Source organism: Luteimonas sp. 22616 (genome assembly GCF_052044325.1).
In the GTDB taxonomy this organism is placed as follows: domain Bacteria; phylum Pseudomonadota; class Gammaproteobacteria; order Xanthomonadales; family Xanthomonadaceae; genus Luteimonas.
Genome location: NZ_JBQEMW010000001.1, coordinates 1,290,152 through 1,309,146 on the forward strand (window position 1 = coordinate 1,290,152; position 18,995 = coordinate 1,309,146).

The following is an 18,995-nucleotide window of genomic DNA, read 5'->3' on the forward strand; positions in this document are numbered from 1 at the left end:
GTATGCCAAGTGTCCGGCAGACGGCAAATCGGGCCGAAAGCCCACCTCCCGGCGGATAGGTCCGCGCGACACCACTGCCCCCGGGGCATTGATGTTACCAGCGACGGCCCATCGGTTCCGCGCCCTGCCCGGCTTGTCAGAGGCCGGTAGCTGAACATGTCCCGCGCGGCGCCGAGGTCCTGCCCAATGCAGGTTCGAAGCTGCCGCCGGTCCCGCAACACATTCGAACAGAACAAGCGCTCCCGCGGTCCGCCGTGGTGTCGTAGCGCTGGAAAACCAGGCCAGGGGCTGCGCATGCGCGGCCCCCGGCACAAGTCTCCAGGCGAAACGCCCCGGCGTTCCGCGCGCCTGCCGTTTTCGGCAGGGCATAGCGCGCAAGGAACGACCATGAAACGCATGTTGATCAACGCGACGCAGGCAGAAGAACTGCGCGTGGCCATCGTCGACGGACAGGCGCTCTACGATATCGATATCGAGCAGCCGTCGAAGGAACAGAAGAAGTCCAACATCTACAAGGGCCGCATCACCCGGCTCGAACCCTCGCTCGAGGCCGCCTTCGTCGAATACGGCGGCGACCGCCACGGCTTCCTGCCGCTGAAGGAAATCTCCCGCGACTATTTCCAGGCCGGCGTCGACCACAACAAGGCCGGGCTGAAGGAACTGCTGCGCGAAGGCCAGGAAGTGGTGGTCCAGGTCGACAAGGACGAGCGCGGCAACAAGGGCGCCGCCCTGACCACGTTCATCTCGCTGGCCGGCCGCTACATGGTGCTGATGCCCAACTCGCCCACCGCCGGCGGCGTCTCGCGCCGAATCGAGGGCGACGACCGCGCCGAGCTGAAGAAGGCGATGGACGCGCTGGACATCCCGGACGACATGGGCGTGATCATCCGTACCGCCGGCGTCGGCCGCGATGCCGAAGAACTGCAGTGGGACCTGGACTACCTGCTGAGCGTGTGGCGGGCGATCGCCGAGGCCGCGCTGAAGAAGCCGGCCCCGTTCCTGATCTACCAGGAGTCGCGCCTGATCATCCGCGCGCTGCGCGACTACATGCGCGCCGACATCGGCGAGATCCTGGTCGATACCCCGGAGATGTACGAGGAGGCGAAGGAATTCGTCGAGCAGGTGATGCCGCACAACCTGCGCAAGCTCAAGCACTACACCGACGACACCCCGCTGTTCAACCGCTTCCAGATCGAGTCGCAGATCGAGAGCGCCTATGAGCGCACCGTGCGCCTGCCGTCCGGCGGCGCGCTGGTGATCGACCAGACCGAGGCGCTGACCGCGATCGACGTCAACTCCGCGCGCGCCACCAAGGGCGGCGACATCGAGGAGACCGCGTTCAACACCAACCTGGAAGCGGCCGAGGAAGTCGCTCGCCAGATGCGGATCCGCGACCTCGGCGGCCTGGTGGTGATCGACTTCATCGACATGTCGAGCAACAAGCACCAGCGCGACGTCGAGAACAAGCTGCAGAACGCGCTGAAGTTCGACCGCGCGCGCGTGCAACTGGGCCGCATCTCGCGCTTCGGCCTGCTGGAGCTGTCGCGCCAGCGCCTGCGCGCGAGCCTGGGCGAATCCAGCCAGATCGTCTGCCCGCGCTGCGAAGGCCACGGCCGCATGCGCAGCATCGAATCGCTGTCGCTGTCGATCGTCCGCGTCGCCGAAGAGCATGCGATGAAGGAAAACACCGGGCAGGTCCTGGTACAGGCCCCGGTCGACATCGCCAACTACCTGCTCAACGAGAAGCGCAGCGCACTGCGCGAGATCGAGCAGCGCCACGAGGCGCCGATCGTGATCGTCGCCGACGAGCAGCTGCACACCCCGCACTACGAGGTCACGCGCCTGCGCGAGAACGAACTGGGCGAGGAATCGAGCAAGCCCAGCTACCGTCGCGGCACGCCGCGCAAAGCGGCCACCATTGCCCTGACCAAGGCCAACCTCAACGTGCCGCCGCCGGCCGCGGTCACCAACGTGCGCCCGGCCCAGCCGGCGCCGCTGCGCGAGCCGCGCCCGGAGCCGATGCCCGAGCAGGCCGCAGCGCGCCAGGCACCGGCACCCGCGGCGGCAACCGCAAGCGCGGGTGGCGTGATCGGCTGGTTGAAGAGCCTGTTCGGCGGCGACGCGCCCGCGCGCACCGCGCCGGCTAGGCAAGATCGTTCGCAGGGCGAACGCGGCAGTCGCGGCGAGCGCAGCGAACGTGGCGGCCAGCGTCGCGACGGTCGCGGCGGCAAGCCGGGACAGGGGCGTGATCGCGATCGTCCGCGCCGGGACGAACAACCCCGCGGCGATGGCCAGCGCCAGCAACCGCAGGAGGGCCAGGCCAAGGCGCCGCGACAGAACAAGCCCGCCTCCACCCGCCAGAAGCAGCCGAAGCAGAACCAGCCAAGGCAGCAGGGCCAGCCCAGGAACCGGGCCGACGAGCAGCGCAGCGACGCCGCCCAGGAAGAAGCAGCGGTCGAGAAGATCGAGAAGGGCAATTCCGTTACCGAGGTCGCGCAGGCCGTGGTCGCCACCGCAGCCGTCGCCGCACCGGTCGTGGCTGAGACAAAGGCCGCGCCGGAGCACGACACCGCCGTACAGGCCGATGCACAGGCCAGCGCGGATCCGGATTCGAACGATGCCAAGGCCGAGGAAGGCGAAGGCACCGGCCGGCGTCGCCGCGGACGTCGTGGCGGTCGCCGCCGCCGTCGTGGCAACGGCGACGCGGTTGCCGCGATGCCGGCCGACGACGACCAGGCTGCTGGCGATGACGGCGCCAAGGCTGCCGACCGCTCACAGCCGGAATTCGATTTCGACGACGATGTGAAAACGACGGCGCGATCGCCCGCCGAGCCGCCGCAGGCCACCGACATGGCGGCTGCCACACCCGCGCGCGACGAAGTGCCGGTACCCGCGCTGGAAACGCGCGAGCCCGCCGATACGGTCGTGCAGGCAGCTGCGGAAGCTTCGCAGCCGCAGCCGGAGGAAGTAGCCGCGGTGCAATCCGACGCACCCCAGGCCGATGCGACTTCAACCGTGCTCCCGACCACCACGGGCGAAAGCGAACCGCAGGCACAGCCCGCACCGCAGATCCTGCACGGCAACGCCGATCTCGCCGAGCCCATCACAAGGCCCGCGCCGACCGTCGCAGCCGAAACAGAGGCCGTGATCGATACGCCGGTATCGCAGCCAGCCCCCGTCGTCGTGGAAACGGACATCGTGCCGCCACCAGCGGTAGTGCCGGAGCCGGAGGTTGTCGCCACGTCGATGCCGATCGCCCCGGCGCCCGCACCCGCTCCGACGGCAATGGACAGCGACAACCGTGCGCCGGGCCTGTTCGACGAGCCCGTTGCCGCGGACCCCGTGCAGCAGGCAACGATCGACGACGACGCAGTTACCGCGGCAAAGCAGCCCGGCGTGCAGGACACCGCCGACGAGCCGGAAGACAAGACGGCTTCGCACGGCGCCTGAGCCTGCGATCACCCCGGGGCGGAGAAATCCGCCTCGGGGCCAGCTGTCGACTAGTGCCCGCGCCATGAAGAGCGCGGGCTTTTTTTACGGCGAGGTGGCCTGCCCTGGATCGCTGAGGCCGTACTGCTGCGCCAGTCGCGCTAGCGACATGCCATCGTCGATTCCCAGCTTCCCGAACAGCCTGGACTTGTGCGTGTTGACGGTCTTCGCGCTCAGGCTCAGGCGCTTTGCGATGTCTTCCTGGCGCAGCCCCTGCAGCAACAGCATCGCCACTTCGAGTTCACGTCGCGTCAGTGCATCGAACGGCGTGACGCCGCCGCCATTGATGCTGGAAAGCGCAAGGTTCTGTGCGATGCTGCTGGCGAGATAGCGTTTGCCCTGCGCGGCTTCGCGCACCGCGTTCACCAGTTCCATCGGATTGCCGCCCTTGCCGACGTAGGCCGACGCACCGGCCGCGATCACCCGCTTCGGGATCGGGCCGTCCTCGAGCACCGACACGATCACCACGCGCGCGCCGTAACGACCTTTGATGAGCCGCTCGGTCACCTCCAGCCCGCTGATGCCGGGCAGGTGCATGTCGCACACCACCACGTCCGGCCGCAGTTCACGGATCTGCGGCAGCGCCGCCTCGCCGGACTCCGCTTCACCGACGATGTCGATGTCCACGGTGTCCGACAGGATCATCCGGATGCCCGTGCGCACCAGCGCGTGGTCGTCCACGAGAAATGTCCGTATCGTCATTGCCTTCTCCTTTCCGCTCCCCAGCGGATGCGACCCAGACTAAGCGTCGCCCGCGGCCCGGACAAGCGCGGTTTGCCGCGACTTTCCGTCGGAAATTCCTGACAAGCGCGCCTTCCATGCGCGAAGCGCGATTGCCGTCACACCCGGCGCGCCCAGCCGCTGCGATCCGCACACTGGCCGCGCATCGTGGATCGACGGACGCCATCGTGCGCAACAGGGACCGCTGTCTCCCGGAGCCGCACGGTCAAAAACCGGATCCCGACCACCTTCATGGCAGTCGATATGCGAAGCGCCCACTACGGGGCGCTTCGGGCAATCTGGCGGAGAGAGTGGGATTCGAACCCACGGAAGGTTTGACCCTTCGCCGGTTTTCAAGACCGGTGCCTTAAACCGCTCGGCCATCTCTCCGGTGTGAGCCCTGCGCGGTCGGATTGCGCGTCCGGGTCAGCGGATTGTCGCATGCGCGACGGCGCGCGCGTCCGCCTTGCCGTGCTTTGCATTGCCTGCGGCGGCGCCCTGCCCGGCCTTCTTGTGCTCGCAGTTCTGGCAATCCAGGCGCGACTCCTCGATCAGTGCCGGCAGGCGTTCGGCGAGGAAGTCGATGAATACCCGTACTGCCGGCAGCAGCCCGCGACGCGAGGCGAACACGGCGTGGGCGATGCCTTGCGGCAGGCTCCATTCGGGCAACACCACTTCCAGCTCGCCCTTGCGCACGGCCTCGGCGCACAGGGTTTCCGGCAGCATGGTGATGCCCAGGCCCTGCTTGGCCAGTGCCATCAGCATCGGGAAATCGAATCCGGACACGCGCGGCTTGAGGTCGATGCGGCGTACCTCGCCGTCGGCGCCCTGCAGCTCCCAACGCTGGCGTACCTCGTCCTCGCTCATGGTCAGGGTGACGTGGTCATGCAGCTGCTCCGGATCGGTCGGGCGGCCGGCGCGGTCTAGGTATGCCGGGCTGGCGACCAGCAGTTCCTCGATCTGGCCGAAGCTGCGCATCACCAGGCTGCCGTCGTCGTCGAATTTCGAGCGCACGCGCACGGCGACGTCGAAGCCTTCGTTGATGACATCGACGCGCCGGTTGCTCACGTGCATCTGCACCCGCACCTGCGGGTACTTGGCGAGGAATTCGGGCAGCAGCATCGGCATCTGCTGCTGCGCCAGCCCGACCGGAATGCTCACCCGCACCACGCCGCGCGGCTCGGCGCTCAGGCGATCGACCACCTCGCGCGCGGCCTGGGCCTCGGCCAGCATCGACTGCGCGTGCCGGTTCACGCTCTGGCCGACGTCGGTCACGGCGAACCGGCGCGTGGAACGCTGCAGCAGGCGGACACCCAGCTCGTTCTCGAGCTGGCTGATGCGCCGGCTCAGCCGCGACTTGGGGATGCCCAGCGCGCGTTCGGCGGCGGCAAACCCGCCGTGCTCGACGACGGCGGAAAAGTAATAGAGATCGTTGAGATCCTGCATGACGATAGTTCCATATTCAGAACATTGAATGATATTTGATCATGTTTATTCTAGATAAGCAACAATCTACGCTTCCCACTTCGCGGCACCGCCGCATCCGGGACCCCACCACCATGAAACTGTTGCATATCGATTCCAGCGCCCTGGGCGCCAACTCTGCCACCCGTGAGCTCGGTGCGGCCATCGTCGCACGCTGGCAAGCGCAGGTCCCGGGTCTTTCGACCGAATATCGCGACCTGGATTCCGATCCGGTCCCGCACCTGACCGGGGCCTCGCTGGCCGGCGCCGACCCGGCCGCCGCGGCGGAATCCGAGCGCGTGCTGCAGCAGTTCCTCGACGCCGACATCGTGGTGCTCGGGGCGCCGATGTACAACTTCTCCATTCCCTCGACCCTCAAGGCATGGATCGACCGCGTCGCGGTCGCCGGCAAGACCTTCCGCTACACCGCCGAGGGTCCCGAGGGACTGGCGAAGGGCAAGCGCATGATCGTCGCCAGCGCCCGCGGCGGCCTGCACAGCGGCGCTCCCAGCGATTTCCAGGAGCCGTACCTGCGCTTCCTGTTCGGTTTCCTGGGCATCACCGACATCGAATTCATCCGCGCCGAAGGCATCGCGATGTCGCCGCAGCACCGCAGCGATGCGCTAGCCGCCGCACATGCGGCGATCGGTGACCAGGCGACAGTCGGCGAGCTGGTGCTGGAAGCGGCGTAAGGCTGTTCCGCGGGCTCCGCGGCGACGCATCCCCGCACCGACGCCGCACGCGTGCGCGGACTGCAATGTCACGCGTTCGCAATGACGGCCTGCTAGAAGGGACGGTCATCGCCTCCCCACCGCCCGACGTGACCCGGAGGGCGGCTGGCCAGAAGCAGACAATGACCGCCACGCTTTCCGCACTTTTCCACGCGCTTGCCCACCATCCGATCGCGCTGCTGCTCGGGCTCGTGGCCGCGGCAGCGATCGTCGGTTTCCTGGTCCGACGCCGGACCGGAAGCCAGGCGGGTTACGCACTGGTCGTGGTCTCGTTCGTCGCCGGGATGCTCAACATCTTTACCGGCCAGTGGCTCAATGCCGCCTTCCTCGAGGCGGCCGGCATCCGCGGCCAGGCGATCATCGTTGCTTCGCGCGCGACCACCTGGCAACTCAACAATGTCCCGGTGCGGGAGTACGACGCGCTGGTCACGGCCGCCGACGGAAAGGAAGTGGTGGCGACGTTCACCTCGATGTCGGCGAGCATCTGGCCGATCCGCAATGCCATCCTCATCCCGCCCGAGGGGGAGGAATTCGTCGTCAAGTACGTACCGGGGTTCGAGCGCAACATCGCCATCATGAGCGACGAGTCGGATTACGGCCGGCGCAGGTTTGCAGCCGAAGCCGCGGCCGTGGTCGAACGCGCCCGGCGCCTGCACGAAGCCAGCCCCGGCAATCCGCAATTCCTCACCGACTACCAGCGCGAACTGCTCCACTACATCGACCAGCGTCGCGGCACCGCCGACGATCCCCGGATCGCCGCCTACGAACAGGCGCTGCGCAAACTGGATTCGGACGACACCGGGCACTGATGCGGCAATGGTGAAAAGATCCACGAAACCCAAGCGCGGTCCGCTGGGCCTTTCCCGCATCGCGGGCTTGGCCTGCCAGCAGGTACTGCGGCATCGCTCGCCCGTCGTGACCCTGGAAATCCGGACGTTCGCAGGCAGCGTGCTGCACAGCTGCGAACTTCCCGAACCGGTCGCCCACCACCAGCTGCTCCCCGACGGGCATTCGGTCCTGCTCGTGGATACGGTGGGCGTTCGCGACGACCGCACGCTGCAGTACGAGGTGCGCATGCTCGACGCCCGCACGCAGGCAATCCGTCCGCTGGCCACCGCCGACAGCCTGCGCATCGCCGCGTCGGCCGACCGCTTCGCCTGCGTCCGCGGCAGCGCGATCTGCGTCCACGATCTGTCGGGCGAGCGCGTGTTCGAGACGCGCTGCACGCTGGACCCCGAGCAGCATGCGATGGCGTTCCTACCCAACGGCGATCTTGCAGTATCGACCGGCGCGCGCGGCGCGGAATGCGTGGTCGACCTCCTGGTACTCGACGGCGAGACCGGCGACACCAGGCAGGAATATCGGGCACGGCTCGCGTCGAGCTACAACCGTTTCGCACCGGCAAGCGTCCACGTGGCCCCGCACGGCAAGCTGGTGGCCATCACCGGATTCCACGCCGGGCTGGCGGTGTTCGACCTGGCATCGGGCGAACCGGTCGCCGACCGTTTTGCACCGCATCCGCTGGACCTCGCCGACGACCGGGCGACCCTGCACGACCACCACACCTATGGCGACATCGCCTTCGATGGCGACGGGCTGCGCATGGCGGCCGCCTACCGGCCCGGTTGGTTGAGCGCATGGCGCCTCGACGGCACGCCGCTGCTGCAGGCTGCGCCATTCGTCAATCCCAAGGCGGAATACTCCATCGCGTTCGACGGCGACGGGCTGCTCTACATGGACAGTTTTGGAGATCGGGCGCAGTTCGCCCTCTGAGCAACGACCAGCGGTCGTGGCTCAGGCGATGCGTTCGGCGCCGCCCATGTAGGAACGCAGCACCTCCGGCACGTCGATCGAGCCGTCAGCTTGCTGGTAGTTCTCCATCACCGCGATCAGCGCCCGGCCGATGGCCACGCCGGAGCCGTTGAGCGTATGCACGAGCTCCGGCTTGCCGGTGTCCGGATTGCGCCAGCGTGCCTGCATGCGCCGGGCCTGGAAGTCTCCGCAGTTCGAGCACGAGGAAATCTCGCGATAGGTCTCCTGCGACGGCAGCCAGACTTCGAGGTCATAGGTCTTGCGCGCCGAGAACCCCATGTCGCCGCTGCACAGCAGCACCTTGCGATACGGCAGGCCGAGCTTTTCCAGCACGACCTCGGCGCAGCGGGTCATGCGCTCGTGTTCGGCGTCGCTGTCCTCCGGGCGCGTCACCGAGACCAGCTCGACCTTCTCGAACTGGTGCTGGCGGATCATGCCGCGGGTGTCGCGGCCATAGGCGCCAGCCTCGGCACGGAAGCACAGCGAATGCGCCGCCATGCGCAGCGGGAGCGTCGTCGCGTCGACGATTTCGTCGCGCACGATGTTGGTCAGCGGCACTTCCGAGGTCGGAATCAGGTAGCGCTTCGACGCCGCCTCGCCCTCGCCGACCACGGTCGCGAACAGGTCGTCCTCGAACTTCGGCAGCTGCCCCGTGCCGCGCATCGAGTCGGCGTTGACCAGCAGCGGCACGTTGGTTTCCTCGTAGCCGTGCTCACCGGTGTGCAGGTCGAGCATGAACTGCGCCAGCGCGCGATGCAGGCGCGCGAGCTGGCCGCGCAGCACGGTGAAACGCGCGCCGGAAAGCTTCGCCGCAGTGTCGCCGTCGAGCCAGCCGTTGCGGGCGCCGAGCTCGACGTGATCGAGCACCTTGAAGTCGAAGCTGCGCGGCGTGCCCCAGCGCGACTGCTCGACGTTCTCCGACTCGTCCCTGCCGGCCGGCACCGAGTCGTCGGGCAGGTTCGGGATGCCCAGGACGATGGCCTCGAGTTCGCCACGGATACCGTCGAGCTCGGCTTCGGACGCCTTGAGCTCGTCGCCGAAGCCGGCCACCTCCGCCAGCAGGGCGGCGACGTCCTCGCCCTTCGCCTTGGCCTGGCCGATCGCCTTGCTGCGCGTGTTGCGCAGGTTCTGCAACTCCTGCGTGCGCACCTGGATGCGCTTGCGCGCCGCTTCCAGCTGCTCCACCGCGCCGGCGTCGAGGTCGAAGCCGCGCGTGGTGCGCAGGCGTTCGGCAAGGGCGGCGGGGTCTTGGCGCAACAGGCTGGGATCGAGCATGGCAGGCGTGGTCCGGACGGCGGAAGGCGCAATTATCGCGTGTCGCGGCGCAGATTGCCGCTGCAGCGCTATGCCAGAATGCGACGAGCCCCCGAATCCGGTGCGCCGAATGTCCTCACCCGCCAACCCACCATCGCCCGGCCGCCGCACCAGCGTGCTCGGTCTTTCCTTCCGCGCATGGCTCTACGTGGCCGTCGCGTTCGCGCTCGGCGTCGGGCTGTTCCTGCTGATCTGGGCCGGCCAGCGCGGTTCGGACGACTACTACCGCGCAGACAGCAGCCACAAGAGCGTGGAGGGAAGCGAGTTCGAACCGCTGCCGCAGCCGGACAGCGGCGACGCCGGCCTGGACCAGCCGCAGCCGGCGCCACAGGACGACGCCACGCAGTCGGCACGCATCGTCGAGACGTCCCCTGCCCCGGGCCCGGCGCCGACGCCGACAGCCCCTGCGCAGGCACCCGCCGCCACGGCAGCAGGTGGTGCGACCACCGGTGATACCCCGCCCATGGTCATTTCCAGCCCGCCGCCGGTCTATCCACGCGCCGCACTGCGCCGGCGCGAATCGGGCGACGTGCTGCTGCGCGTACATGTCGGCGCCGACGGCGTGCCCCATGCGGTGGATCTGATCCGCGGCAGCGGCTCGCGCTACCTCGACCGCGCCGCCTCCGATGCAGTGCGCAAATGGCGATTCCGTCCGGCCATGCGTGCGGGCCAGCCGGTCAGCGGCCAGGTTCAGGTGCCGATCTCCTTCAATCCGGGCAGATGACGCGCTCCTGAATGGGGCCTGGGGCCGTGACATGGCCTCAACCACGACTGTGGAACGCTCGCTTCGTCTGAAGCAAGAGAGCACCCCCAATGTCGGATCCGATGAACACTCCTCCCGGCAATCCGCCGCCGGACCCCTCGCGCAAGAGCAGCAGTCCGTTGATCTGGATCCTGGTCCTGATCGCGCTGATTGCCTTCGCCTGGTACTTCTACAACCGCAATGCCGGTTCCGAATCCATCAGTGACCTGACCCCGCCGCCCCCGACCAGCGATGCGATGACGCCTGCCCCGAGTTCCCCGGCCGAGGACACCGCCAAGACCGCGAAGGCCAAGGCCAAGGCGCCGAAGAAGACCGCCAGGGCGCAGCCGCGGGATCGCGATGCCGCCCTGCTCAACCAGCCCAGGCCGAGCTATCCGCCCGAAGCATTCCGCGCGCGCGAGGAAGGCACTGTGGTGGTCAGGGCGCAGGTCGACGAGCTGGGCAATGCCAGCCAAGTGGAGATTGTCAGTCGCAGCGGTTCGCGCATCCTCGATCGCGCGGCGATGAACGAAGTGCGCAAGTGGAAGTTCAACCCGGCGATCAGGAACGGCAGGACCGTCGCGTCCAGCGTGCAGGTTCCGGTCGACTACAAGCTCGACGACCAGTAGGGCCGCCAGGCCGCCTGGATCCTCAAGCCGCGCGCAGGCCGAAGCCGGCCTGCCGCGCGAGCGCGTCGAAGCCCGGAAACGACGTGGCGACGTTGGCGACATCGGCGATCGCCACGTCACCGCGTGCCAGCTGTCCGGCCACCGCGAACGCCATCGCGATGCGGTGGTCGCCCAGGCTCGCGATCGTGCCGCCGCGCAGCGCGCCGCCCTCGATCCGCACGCCATCGGGCCGCGTCTCGACCTGCCCCCCCATCGCACGCAGGCCGTCGGCCATCGCCGCGATTCGATCCGACTCCTTGACCCGCAATTCCGCTGCGCCGCTGACCACCGTCGTGCCCTGCGCGCAGGCGGCGGCGACGGCAAGGATCGGGAACTCGTCGATCATGTCCGCCACCAGGGCTTCCGGCACCGCGATGCCATGTAACGATGCGTGGCGCACCACCAGGTCCGCGACTGGTTCGCCTCCATGGCTGGCGTGGCGCTCCTCGGTGATGTCCGCGCCCATCGCGCGCAGCGCGGCCAGCAGGCCCGTGCGACGCGGATTCAGGCCCACCGCGCGCAGGCGCAGCATGGAACCGGGCACCAGCGTCGCGGCGACGATGAAGAACGCGGCCGAGGAAAAATCCGCAGGCACGGCGATATCGACCGCGCGCAGACGCTGGCCGCCGCGCAGGCGCGCAAACCCTGGCGAGAATTCGATGTCGGCGCCGAACGCCGACAGCATGCGCTCGGTGTAGTCGCGGGTCGGGTGTGGTTCGCGCACCGAGGTTTCGCCCTCGGCCTGCAGGCCGGCGAGCAGCACCGCCGACTTCACCTGCGCGCTGGCGACCGGCGATTCGAACGCGATGCCGTGCAGCCTGCGTCCGCCGCGGATGCGCAGCGGCGGCAGGCCGCCGTCTTCCGCTTCGATCCGCGCACCCATGCGCGAGAGCGGCTCGATCACGCGGCCCATCGGGCGCCGCGAGAGCGACGCGTCGCCGGCCAGCACGCTGTCGAACGCCTGCCCGGCCAGCAGGCCCGACAGCAGGCGCATGCCGGTGCCCGCGTTGCCGCAGTCCAGCACCCCGGCCGGCGCACGCAGGCCGTCGATGCCAACGCCATGGACGATCCGCCGCGATGGCGACGGCGCCTCGATGCGAACGCCCATCTGCGCGAAGATCGCCGCCGTGGCGCGCGTGTCCGCACCTTCGAGAAAGCCGTCGATGTGCGAAGTCCCGTCGGCCAGTGCGGCCAGCATCACCGCACGGTGCGAGATGGATTTGTCGCCGGGGATTCCGATCTCGCCCTGTAGCGGCGCACCCCGCGAGGCGATCCAGTCCAGGCGCTGCGATGCGGTCATCGTGCAACTCCGTGTTCATCCGTGGCAACAAGGCCGCTGTCCGAAGCGAACTCGTCCAGCGCCGCCAGCAGCGCACGGTTCTCGGCTGCATTGCCCACGCTGATCCGCGAGCACTGCGGCAGGCCGTAGCCCCCCATCGGCCGCAGCACGACGCCGCGTTCGAGCAACCCCTGCTCGATCCGTGCGGTGTGCCCGCCGAATTCGACCAGCAGGAAATTGGTCTGCGACGGCGAGACCCGCCAACCTCGCTCGCGCAGCCCCGCGGCCAGGGCTGCGCGCTGCGTGGCGTTGGCGGCCAGTGTGTCGCGCAGCCAGTCGTCGTCGCCCAGCGCCGCCCCGGCAGCCGCGAGCGCGACGGCGTTGACGTTGAAGCTCTCGCGTACGCGTTCGAGCAATGCAATCACGTCGGGATGCGCGATGGCATAACCGACGCGCAGGCCCGCCAGCGCATAGGCCTTGCTGAAGGTGCGGGTGACCACGAGGTTGCGATGCGCGGCCAGCAGCGGCAGCGCGGATCCGAAATCCGGCGCGTCGGCGATCTCGGCGTAGGCCTCGTCGACCACGACCAGCGTGTCGCCGGGCACGCGGGCAAGGAATGCGGCGAAGGCATCGTGCGCGAACCACGTCCCGGTCGGGTTGTTGGGGTTCGCCAGGTACACCAGCCGCGTCGCTGGCGTGATCGCCGCGGCGATGGCGTCGAGGTCGTGTCCGCGCGGCATGCCTGCCTCGCACGGCAACGCGGGTGCGACGCGCAGGTTCGCACCAACCGCCTGCGTCGCGATCGCGTAGACCGCGAAGCCGAACTGCGACATCACCACGTCCACGCCCGGCCCGGCGAAGACCTGCGCCAGCTGCATCAGCAGCTCGTGCGATCCGTTGCCGAGGATGATCTGCGCCGCGTCGACATCGTGCTTCGCCGCCAGCGCGCGCTTGAGGTCGCCGCCGAGCGGATCGGGATAGCGATGCAGTTCGTCCAGCGCAACCGCCGCGGCTTCACGCGCACGCGGGCTGGGGCCGTAGGGATTCTCGTTCGAGCCCAGCTCCACCAGTCCACCCGGCGCAAACCGCCGCCGCAGCGCGACCAGGTCGTGGCCCGGGTCGTAAGCCCGCAGCCCACGCACGGCCGGCATCGCGAGCGCTTCGGCCCACGCTTCGCCCGCCTTTCCGATTTCCGATTCCCGGTTCCCCATCATTCCCGGCTCCTACGGCACCGCAACCGGGTACGAACCCAGCACGCGCACATCGCCGGCATAGCGGTCGATCTCGGCCAGCGCATCCTTCAGCGGCGACTCGTCGGCGTGGCCGCCGACATCGATGAAGAATGCGTACTGCCACAACGCGCCGTGGTCGGGCCGCGACTCGATCCGGTTCATGCTGATCCCGCGCCGCGCCAGCGGTTCGAGGATCTTGTACAGCGCGCCGGGCTGGTCGCGGATCGACACCATCAGCGAGGTGCGGTCATTACCCGACGGCGGGAACGAGGCGCGGCCGATCACCAGGAAGCGGGTGGTGTTGTCGCTGCGGTCCTCGATCGGGCCGGCAACGACCTTCATCCCGTAGACGTGCGCGGCGTTCTCGCCGGCAATCGCCGCGGCATCGTCGGACTTCTTCGCCCGGCGCACCGCCTCGGCGTTGCTGGCCACAGCCTGCCTGTCGACGCCGGGCAGGTTCTTGCGCAGCCAGTTGCGGCACTGCGCCAGCGACAGGCCGTGCGAGTAGACACGCTCGATGTCCTCGACGTGGCCGGTGCGCGACATCAGGTACTGGTGCACGCGCAGTTCGACCTCGCCGCAGATCATCAAGGGCGAGGTGAGGAACAGGTCGAGCGTGGACTGGATCGTGCCCTGCCCCGAGTTCTCCACCGGCACCACGCCGAAGTCCGCCGCGCCGGAAGCGACCTCGTCGAATACCTCCTCCACGCTCGCCAGCGGCAGACCCTTGGCCGAGTGCCCGAAGTGCTTGTGAACCGCCTGCTGCGAGAACGTGCCCTCCGGGCCGAGATAACCGATCTTCAGCGGCTCCTGCTGGGCGAGGCAGGCGGACATGATTTCGCGGAACAGCCGCACCAGCACCTCGTCCGACAGCGGGCCGTCATTGCGGTCGACCACGCGCCGCAGCACCTGCGCCTCGCGTTCGGGGCGGTAATACTCGACCGCCGCGGCAAGCTTGCCCTTGGCCTTGCCGACCTGGTGCGCGAACAGCGCGCGCTCGGCGATCAGCGACTGGATCTCGCGGTCGATGCCGTCGATCTGCGCGCGCACGGCGAGCAGGTCGGGCTTCGCCGCCTTGCCGCCGCGGGGTGCGGTCGCCGCCTTCTTCGCCGGGGCTTTCGCAATCGCGGCCCTGGTCGCGGCCTTTTTCGCCGGCTTCTTCGTGGTCTTGCTCGTTGCTGTCATCGATTCGTTGCCCAGTGGGAGCGGCCATGGCCGCGATGTCTGCAAAGTGATCGGATTCGCACCCGTGGCGCACGCCGGATGCCCGCTCCGGTCAGCCGTGCCGCTGCTGGAATTCGTGCATGAAGCCGACCAGCGCCTGCACGCCCTCGACCGGCATGGCGTTGTAGATCGAAGCACGGATGCCACCGAGCACCCGATGGCCCTTGAGCGCCAGCAGCCCGGCCTCCTGCGCCTGCGAGAGGAACGCGGCAGTGAGCGCATCGTCGTGCAGGAAGAACGGCACGTTCATCCGCGAACGCACGTTTGCCGCGACCTCGTTGCGGTAGAAGCCACCCGAGCCATCGATCGCCGCGTACAGCAGCCGCGACTTCTCCGCGCTGCGGCGCGCGAACTCCTCCACGCCGCCCTCGGCCAGCATCCACTTGAACACCAGCCCGGCCAGGTACCAGTTGTAGCTGGGCGGCGTGTTGAGCATCGAATCCGCCTTCGCGTGCGAGGCGTAGTTGAAGATGTCCGCGCGCGGCTGGCCGGCGCGCTCGAGCAGGTCGCGGCGCACGATCACCACGGTGACGCCCACCGGGCCGAGGTTCTTCTGCGCGCCGGCGTAGATCAATCCGTAACGCGACACGTCCAGCGGCCCGGAGGCGATGCTGGAGCTGAAGTCGGCGAACAGCGGCACGTCGCCGGTGTCGGGCAACGGGCCCCATTCCGGCCGGAACTCGACGCCGTGGATCGTCTCGTTGGCGGTGAGGTGCACGTAGGCCGCGTCCTTCGACAGTTGCCACTGCGCCTGCGCGGGGATGTCGCGGAAACCGCCCGCCCCGCCGCTGGCCGCGATGTTCGCGGTCACGTACGGCTGCACCTGCTTCAGCGCGACCTCGCCCCAGTGGCCGCTGAGCACGTAGTCGGCCACCTGCCCGGGCGCCGCGAAGTTGAGCGCGACCAGCGCCTGCTGCGTGGTCGCACCGCCGGACAGGAACAGCACGGCGTAGTCGTCGGGGATCGACAGCAGCGTGCGCAGGTCGACCTCGGCCTCGGCCGCCACCTGCATGAACTCGGGGCTGCGATGGCTGATCTCGGCGATCGAGGCGCGCGCGTCGCGCCATTCCAGCAGTTCGGCCTGCGCCTGGCGCAGGACCGGTTCGGGGAGCGCCGCGGGACCGGCGGCGAAGTTGTAGGCACGCGACATCGGGCAGTTCCTGTTGTCCTGGTGAACGGGCGCCCGCCGCTGCGCATCGGGCGGACACCCGCGGTGCTAGGCTCGAAACCGGCCAACCACCTGCTGCGCCCCAGTATGCCGCAGCGCAACACGGATCGGCGGCGGAATTTCCTGCCGGTTCCGGCGTCTGAATTGAATCCTCCTGCCCCCGGAGCCCCCATGTCCCTGCGAGACGCCCTGCGGATCCCCTCGTCCACCATTACCGACGAATCCGTCTACCACCAGCGCCGCCGGCTGCTGGCTGCCTTCGCCACCGTGCCCGCGCTTGCCCTCAATGGCTGCGCCGAGGCCGAGCCGCCCCCGCCGCCGAAGACGGTCATCACCCCCGCGCAGGCCCGCTCGGGCTTCCGCACCGACGAGGAACTGACCCGCCTCGACGACATCACCACCTACAACAACTTCTACGAATTCGGCACCGGCAAAAACGATCCCTCGCGCGCGGCGAAGACGCTGCGCACAAGCCCGTGGTCGGTCGCGGTGGGCGGCGAATGCGCGAAGCCCGGCACGCTGTCGCTCGACGACCTGCTCAAGGGCCTGAAACCGGAGGAGCGCGTGTACCGCATGCGCTGCGTGGAAGGCTGGTCGATGGTGATCCCGTGGCTGGGCGTGCCGCTGGGCGAGGTGCTGAAAAAGTTCGAGCCGACATCGAAAGCCAAGTACGTGGCCTTCACCTCGCTCGCCGACCCGAAGCAGATGCCCGGCGTGCGCTACCGCTCGATCAACTGGCCCTACCGCGAAGGCCTGCGCATGGACGAGGCGATGCACCCGTTGACGCTGCTGGCCACCGGCCTGTACGGCAAGCCGCTGCCGCAGCAGAACGGCGCGCCGCTGCGACTGGTGGTGCCATGGAAATACGGTTTCAAGGGCATCAAGTCGATCGTCGAGATCAAGTTCGTCGAGAAGATGCCCGAGACCGCCTGGCACGACCTGCAGCCGTCGGAGTACGGCTTCTTCAGCAACGTCAACCCGAACGTCGACCACCCGCGCTGGAGCCAGAAGACCGAACGCCGGATCGCCGGCAAGGCCAGCAAGCTGTTCGCCGAACGCATCCCGACGCGCATCTACAACGGCTACGGCGGGCAGGTCGCATCGATGTATGCGGGGCTGGACCTGAAGAAGTGGTTCTGAGCGTCGACGCGCCGCGCTCCCCCTGTAGGAGCGGCGGAAGCCGCTCCTGCGGGCAGCATTCACCCACGCCATGGACGCCTGACCGATGCCGCCACGCAAGACCGCGACTTCCATCATCGCCGCCAAGACCCTCGTCCACGCGTTGGCGCTCACCCCGCTGGCGATCCTCGCGTGGCAGTTCTGGGACGTGTACAGCACCAACAGCGACGCACTGGGCGCCGACCCGGTGGCGGAGATCGAGCACCGCCTCGGCCTGTGGGCGCTGCGCCTGCTGATGGTGGCGCTGGCGATCACGCCGCTGCGCCAGCTCACCGGCAAGCCGGTGCTGGTGCGCTTCCGGCGCATGCTCGGCCTGTACGCGTTCGCCTACGCCTGCCTGCACTTCTCGGCCTATCTGATCCTCGACCTGCGCGGCTACTGGACGCAGATTTTCGAGGACATCGCCAAGCGCCCGTACATCACCGTCGGCTTCGCCGCGTGGTTATTGTTGCTGCCGCTTGCGATCACCTCGACCCAGGGCTGGATCCGCCGCCTCGGCCGCAACTGGGGCCGGCTGCACAAGCTGGTTTACGCCGTCGGCGTGCTGGCGGTGCTGCACTTCTGGTGGCTGGTGAAGTCCGACATCCGCGAGCCGGCGCTGTATGCGGCGATCCTCGCGGCATTGCTCGGCTGGCGCGCCTGGAAGTGGCTGGCGAAGCGACGCGCCATGCCCGTGCGCGTCGCGTAGGTCGGGGCCACGCCCGCCGGCGCCCCGCGCCAGGCCAGTCCCGACGGAAAACAGTCGCCAGTCAGCCGCTGCCGAACAGCAGCAGCAACGCCAGCAGCCCGGCGATCACCAGCGCCGCCAGCAGCAGCCACGGCAGCCGCCACGGCGACGCCGGCTGCGCGGATTGCACTTGATCTTCGTTGGCGGCTGCGTCGGCATGGTGCTCCTGCACCTGGTCGCGCGCGCCCCTGCCCCGCATCGGCGCCTCGACCACGAAACGGTGGTGCGCGTCGAACACCACCTGGTCGCCCGGCCGCAGCAGCGCGTCGCGCATCGGCTCGCCGTTGACCAGCGTGCCTTCGGCCGAACCCAGGTCGCGCAGGACGATGCGGTCGCCCACCAGATCCAGGCGCGCGTGCCGGTCGGCGAACGTGGGGTCGTCGATGCGGATGTCCGCCTCGGTGCTGCGACCCACCAGGCGCGGATGTTCGAGCGTGAAGCTGCGACCGTGGTATTGCCCGCCAACGCCACGCAGCACCACGCGCGGGTCGCCCGTCGTATCGGAAGCGGCCTCGTGCAGCGCCGCGCCGGGCAACTCCGGCGGCTCCGACCCGACCACCCGCATCTCGACGCCGTCGACGTAGACCGCATCGCCCACGCGCAGCATCGCCATGCGCTGGACCTCGCGCCCGTTCACGTGCACGCCGCGCGCGCCCTCGGCCACCGTCAGCCAGACGCCGCGGCGGTCGACGCAGAACCGCACCCTCGCCGCCTGTCCGTCATCGACCAGGCCGAGCCGGCCGCCGCGCCCTTCCAGCGGGCCCACGGCATGCACGCCAACGCCGAGCGGCAGCTCGGAATGGTCGTCGTCGGCGAGGCGCAACTTGAGGATTTCCATGCCGCGGCAATCTAGCATGCCACCCGGGGCTTGGATGCCGCCGCCCGCGGCCACAGAATGCGTGCATCACCTCTCCGGAGCCAGGCATGGCCGGCATCGATATCCAGCACAAGCATTCCCTCCCGCTCACCAAGGCGCGCAAGGCGGTGGAGGACGTCGCCAGGAAGCTGGCCGACCGCTTCGACTTCGAATACGGCTGGGATGGCGACGAGATGCATTTCAAGCGTCCCGGCGTCGACGGTCGCATCGCCGTGGGCAAGGACGACCTGCACGTCACCGCACGGCTGGGCATGCTGCTCTCCGCGCTGCAGGGCACGGTGGAAAAGGAAATCCGCAAGGTGCTGGACGAGAAGTTCTCGTAGGCCCCGCAGCACATGTAGGAGCGGCGGAAGCCGCGAGCTCTTCACC

At 68.7% G+C, this 18,995-nt stretch carries 17 protein-coding genes and 1 tRNA gene; 9 read left to right on the forward strand and 9 right to left on the reverse strand.

Going from position 1 to position 18,995, the window contains the following annotated elements; all coding sequences use genetic code 11:
• Nucleotides 1-387: 387 nt before the first annotated feature.
• Nucleotides 388-3,450 carry an Rne/Rng family ribonuclease gene (locus ACTJIL_RS05940; protein WP_440754633.1) on the forward strand — a complete coding sequence of 1,021 codons (3,063 nt, stop codon included), beginning with the start codon at nucleotides 388-390 and terminating at the stop codon, nucleotides 3,448-3,450.
• A gap of 84 nt (nucleotides 3,451-3,534) precedes the next feature.
• Here ACTJIL_RS05940 and ACTJIL_RS05945 read toward each other — a convergent pair whose 3' ends face one another.
• From ACTJIL_RS05945 to ACTJIL_RS05955, 3 genes are all read right to left on the reverse strand, one after another.
• Complete coding sequence (locus ACTJIL_RS05945; protein ID WP_440754634.1) at nucleotides 3,535-4,191, reverse strand: response regulator; 657 nt, start codon at nucleotides 4,189-4,191, stop codon at nucleotides 3,535-3,537.
• 318 nt (nucleotides 4,192-4,509) lie between these two features.
• A tRNA-Ser gene (locus ACTJIL_RS05950) sits at nucleotides 4,510-4,599 on the reverse strand.
• Between the two features lie 36 nt (nucleotides 4,600-4,635).
• Nucleotides 4,636-5,655 (reverse strand): LysR family transcriptional regulator, encoded by a 1,020-nt coding sequence (locus ACTJIL_RS05955; protein ID WP_440754635.1) that lies wholly within the window; start codon nucleotides 5,653-5,655, stop codon nucleotides 4,636-4,638.
• Between the two features lie 113 nt (nucleotides 5,656-5,768).
• On the opposite strand from ACTJIL_RS05955, the gene ACTJIL_RS05960 reads away from it, so the two are divergent.
• The 3 genes from ACTJIL_RS05960 to ACTJIL_RS05970 all read left to right on the forward strand — a co-directional run bounded on the left by ACTJIL_RS05960 (nucleotide 5,769) and on the right by ACTJIL_RS05970 (nucleotide 8,177).
• Nucleotides 5,769-6,365 carry an FMN-dependent NADH-azoreductase gene (locus tag ACTJIL_RS05960; protein ID WP_440754636.1) on the forward strand — a complete coding sequence of 199 codons (597 nt, stop codon included), beginning with the start codon at nucleotides 5,769-5,771 and terminating at the stop codon, nucleotides 6,363-6,365.
• Nucleotides 6,366-6,526: 161 nt separating this feature from the next.
• A complete protein-coding gene (locus ACTJIL_RS05965; protein ID WP_440754637.1) occupies nucleotides 6,527-7,213 on the forward strand; it encodes a hypothetical protein in 687 nt (228 codons plus the stop codon).
• A 67-nt stretch (nucleotides 7,214-7,280) separates the two neighbouring features.
• Complete coding sequence (locus ACTJIL_RS05970; RefSeq protein WP_440754638.1) at nucleotides 7,281-8,177, forward strand: hypothetical protein; 897 nt, start codon at nucleotides 7,281-7,283, stop codon at nucleotides 8,175-8,177.
• Between the two features lie 21 nt (nucleotides 8,178-8,198).
• Here the strand turns inward: ACTJIL_RS05970 and serS are convergent, their stop codons facing one another.
• Nucleotides 8,199-9,491 (reverse strand): serine--tRNA ligase, encoded by a 1,293-nt coding sequence (gene serS, locus ACTJIL_RS05975; RefSeq protein WP_440754639.1) that lies wholly within the window; start codon nucleotides 9,489-9,491, stop codon nucleotides 8,199-8,201.
• A 109-nt stretch (nucleotides 9,492-9,600) separates the two neighbouring features.
• On the opposite strand from serS, the gene ACTJIL_RS05980 reads away from it, so the two are divergent.
• The gene (locus ACTJIL_RS05980; protein WP_440754640.1) at nucleotides 9,601-10,254 is read left to right on the forward strand and encodes an energy transducer TonB; all 654 of its coding nucleotides are present in this window, start codon (nucleotides 9,601-9,603) and stop codon (nucleotides 10,252-10,254) included.
• Between the two features lie 101 nt (nucleotides 10,255-10,355).
• Entirely contained in the window at nucleotides 10,356-10,901 is a 546-nt protein-coding gene (locus ACTJIL_RS05985) for an energy transducer TonB (protein ID WP_440754641.1), read from the forward strand.
• 22 nt (nucleotides 10,902-10,923) lie between these two features.
• Here ACTJIL_RS05985 and aroA read toward each other — a convergent pair whose 3' ends face one another.
• The 4 genes from aroA to serC all read right to left on the reverse strand — a co-directional run bounded on the left by aroA (nucleotide 10,924) and on the right by serC (nucleotide 15,825).
• Entirely contained in the window at nucleotides 10,924-12,240 is a 1,317-nt protein-coding gene (gene aroA, locus ACTJIL_RS05990) for a 3-phosphoshikimate 1-carboxyvinyltransferase (RefSeq protein ID WP_440754642.1), read from the reverse strand.
• Nucleotides 12,237-13,433 (reverse strand): histidinol-phosphate transaminase, encoded by a 1,197-nt coding sequence (hisC, locus tag ACTJIL_RS05995; RefSeq protein WP_440754643.1) that lies wholly within the window; start codon nucleotides 13,431-13,433, stop codon nucleotides 12,237-12,239. The genes aroA and hisC overlap by 4 nt, the downstream gene beginning before the upstream one ends.
• Before the next feature lie 9 nt (nucleotides 13,434-13,442).
• Nucleotides 13,443-14,636 (reverse strand): prephenate dehydratase, encoded by a 1,194-nt coding sequence (gene pheA / locus ACTJIL_RS06000; RefSeq protein ID WP_440754644.1) that lies wholly within the window; start codon nucleotides 14,634-14,636, stop codon nucleotides 13,443-13,445.
• 91 nt (nucleotides 14,637-14,727) lie between these two features.
• A complete protein-coding gene (serC, locus tag ACTJIL_RS06005) occupies nucleotides 14,728-15,825 on the reverse strand; it encodes a 3-phosphoserine/phosphohydroxythreonine transaminase (protein ID WP_440754645.1) in 1,098 nt (365 codons plus the stop codon).
• A 189-nt stretch (nucleotides 15,826-16,014) separates the two neighbouring features.
• On the opposite strand from serC, the gene msrP reads away from it, so the two are divergent.
• Complete coding sequence (gene msrP, locus ACTJIL_RS06010) at nucleotides 16,015-16,983, forward strand: protein-methionine-sulfoxide reductase catalytic subunit MsrP (RefSeq protein ID WP_440754646.1); 969 nt, start codon at nucleotides 16,015-16,017, stop codon at nucleotides 16,981-16,983.
• 85 nt (nucleotides 16,984-17,068) lie between these two features.
• The gene (msrQ, locus tag ACTJIL_RS06015) at nucleotides 17,069-17,710 is read left to right on the forward strand and encodes a protein-methionine-sulfoxide reductase heme-binding subunit MsrQ (protein WP_440754647.1); all 642 of its coding nucleotides are present in this window, start codon (nucleotides 17,069-17,071) and stop codon (nucleotides 17,708-17,710) included.
• 61 nt (nucleotides 17,711-17,771) lie between these two features.
• Here the strand turns inward: msrQ and ACTJIL_RS06020 are convergent, their stop codons facing one another.
• A complete protein-coding gene (locus ACTJIL_RS06020; RefSeq protein ID WP_440754648.1) occupies nucleotides 17,772-18,587 on the reverse strand; it encodes an FHA domain-containing protein in 816 nt (271 codons plus the stop codon).
• Nucleotides 18,588-18,673: 86 nt separating this feature from the next.
• Between ACTJIL_RS06020 and ACTJIL_RS06025 the strand changes: the two genes are divergently transcribed.
• The gene (locus tag ACTJIL_RS06025; RefSeq protein ID WP_440754649.1) at nucleotides 18,674-18,949 is read left to right on the forward strand and encodes a polyhydroxyalkanoic acid system family protein; all 276 of its coding nucleotides are present in this window, start codon (nucleotides 18,674-18,676) and stop codon (nucleotides 18,947-18,949) included.
• Nucleotides 18,950-18,995: the final 46 nt, after the last annotated feature.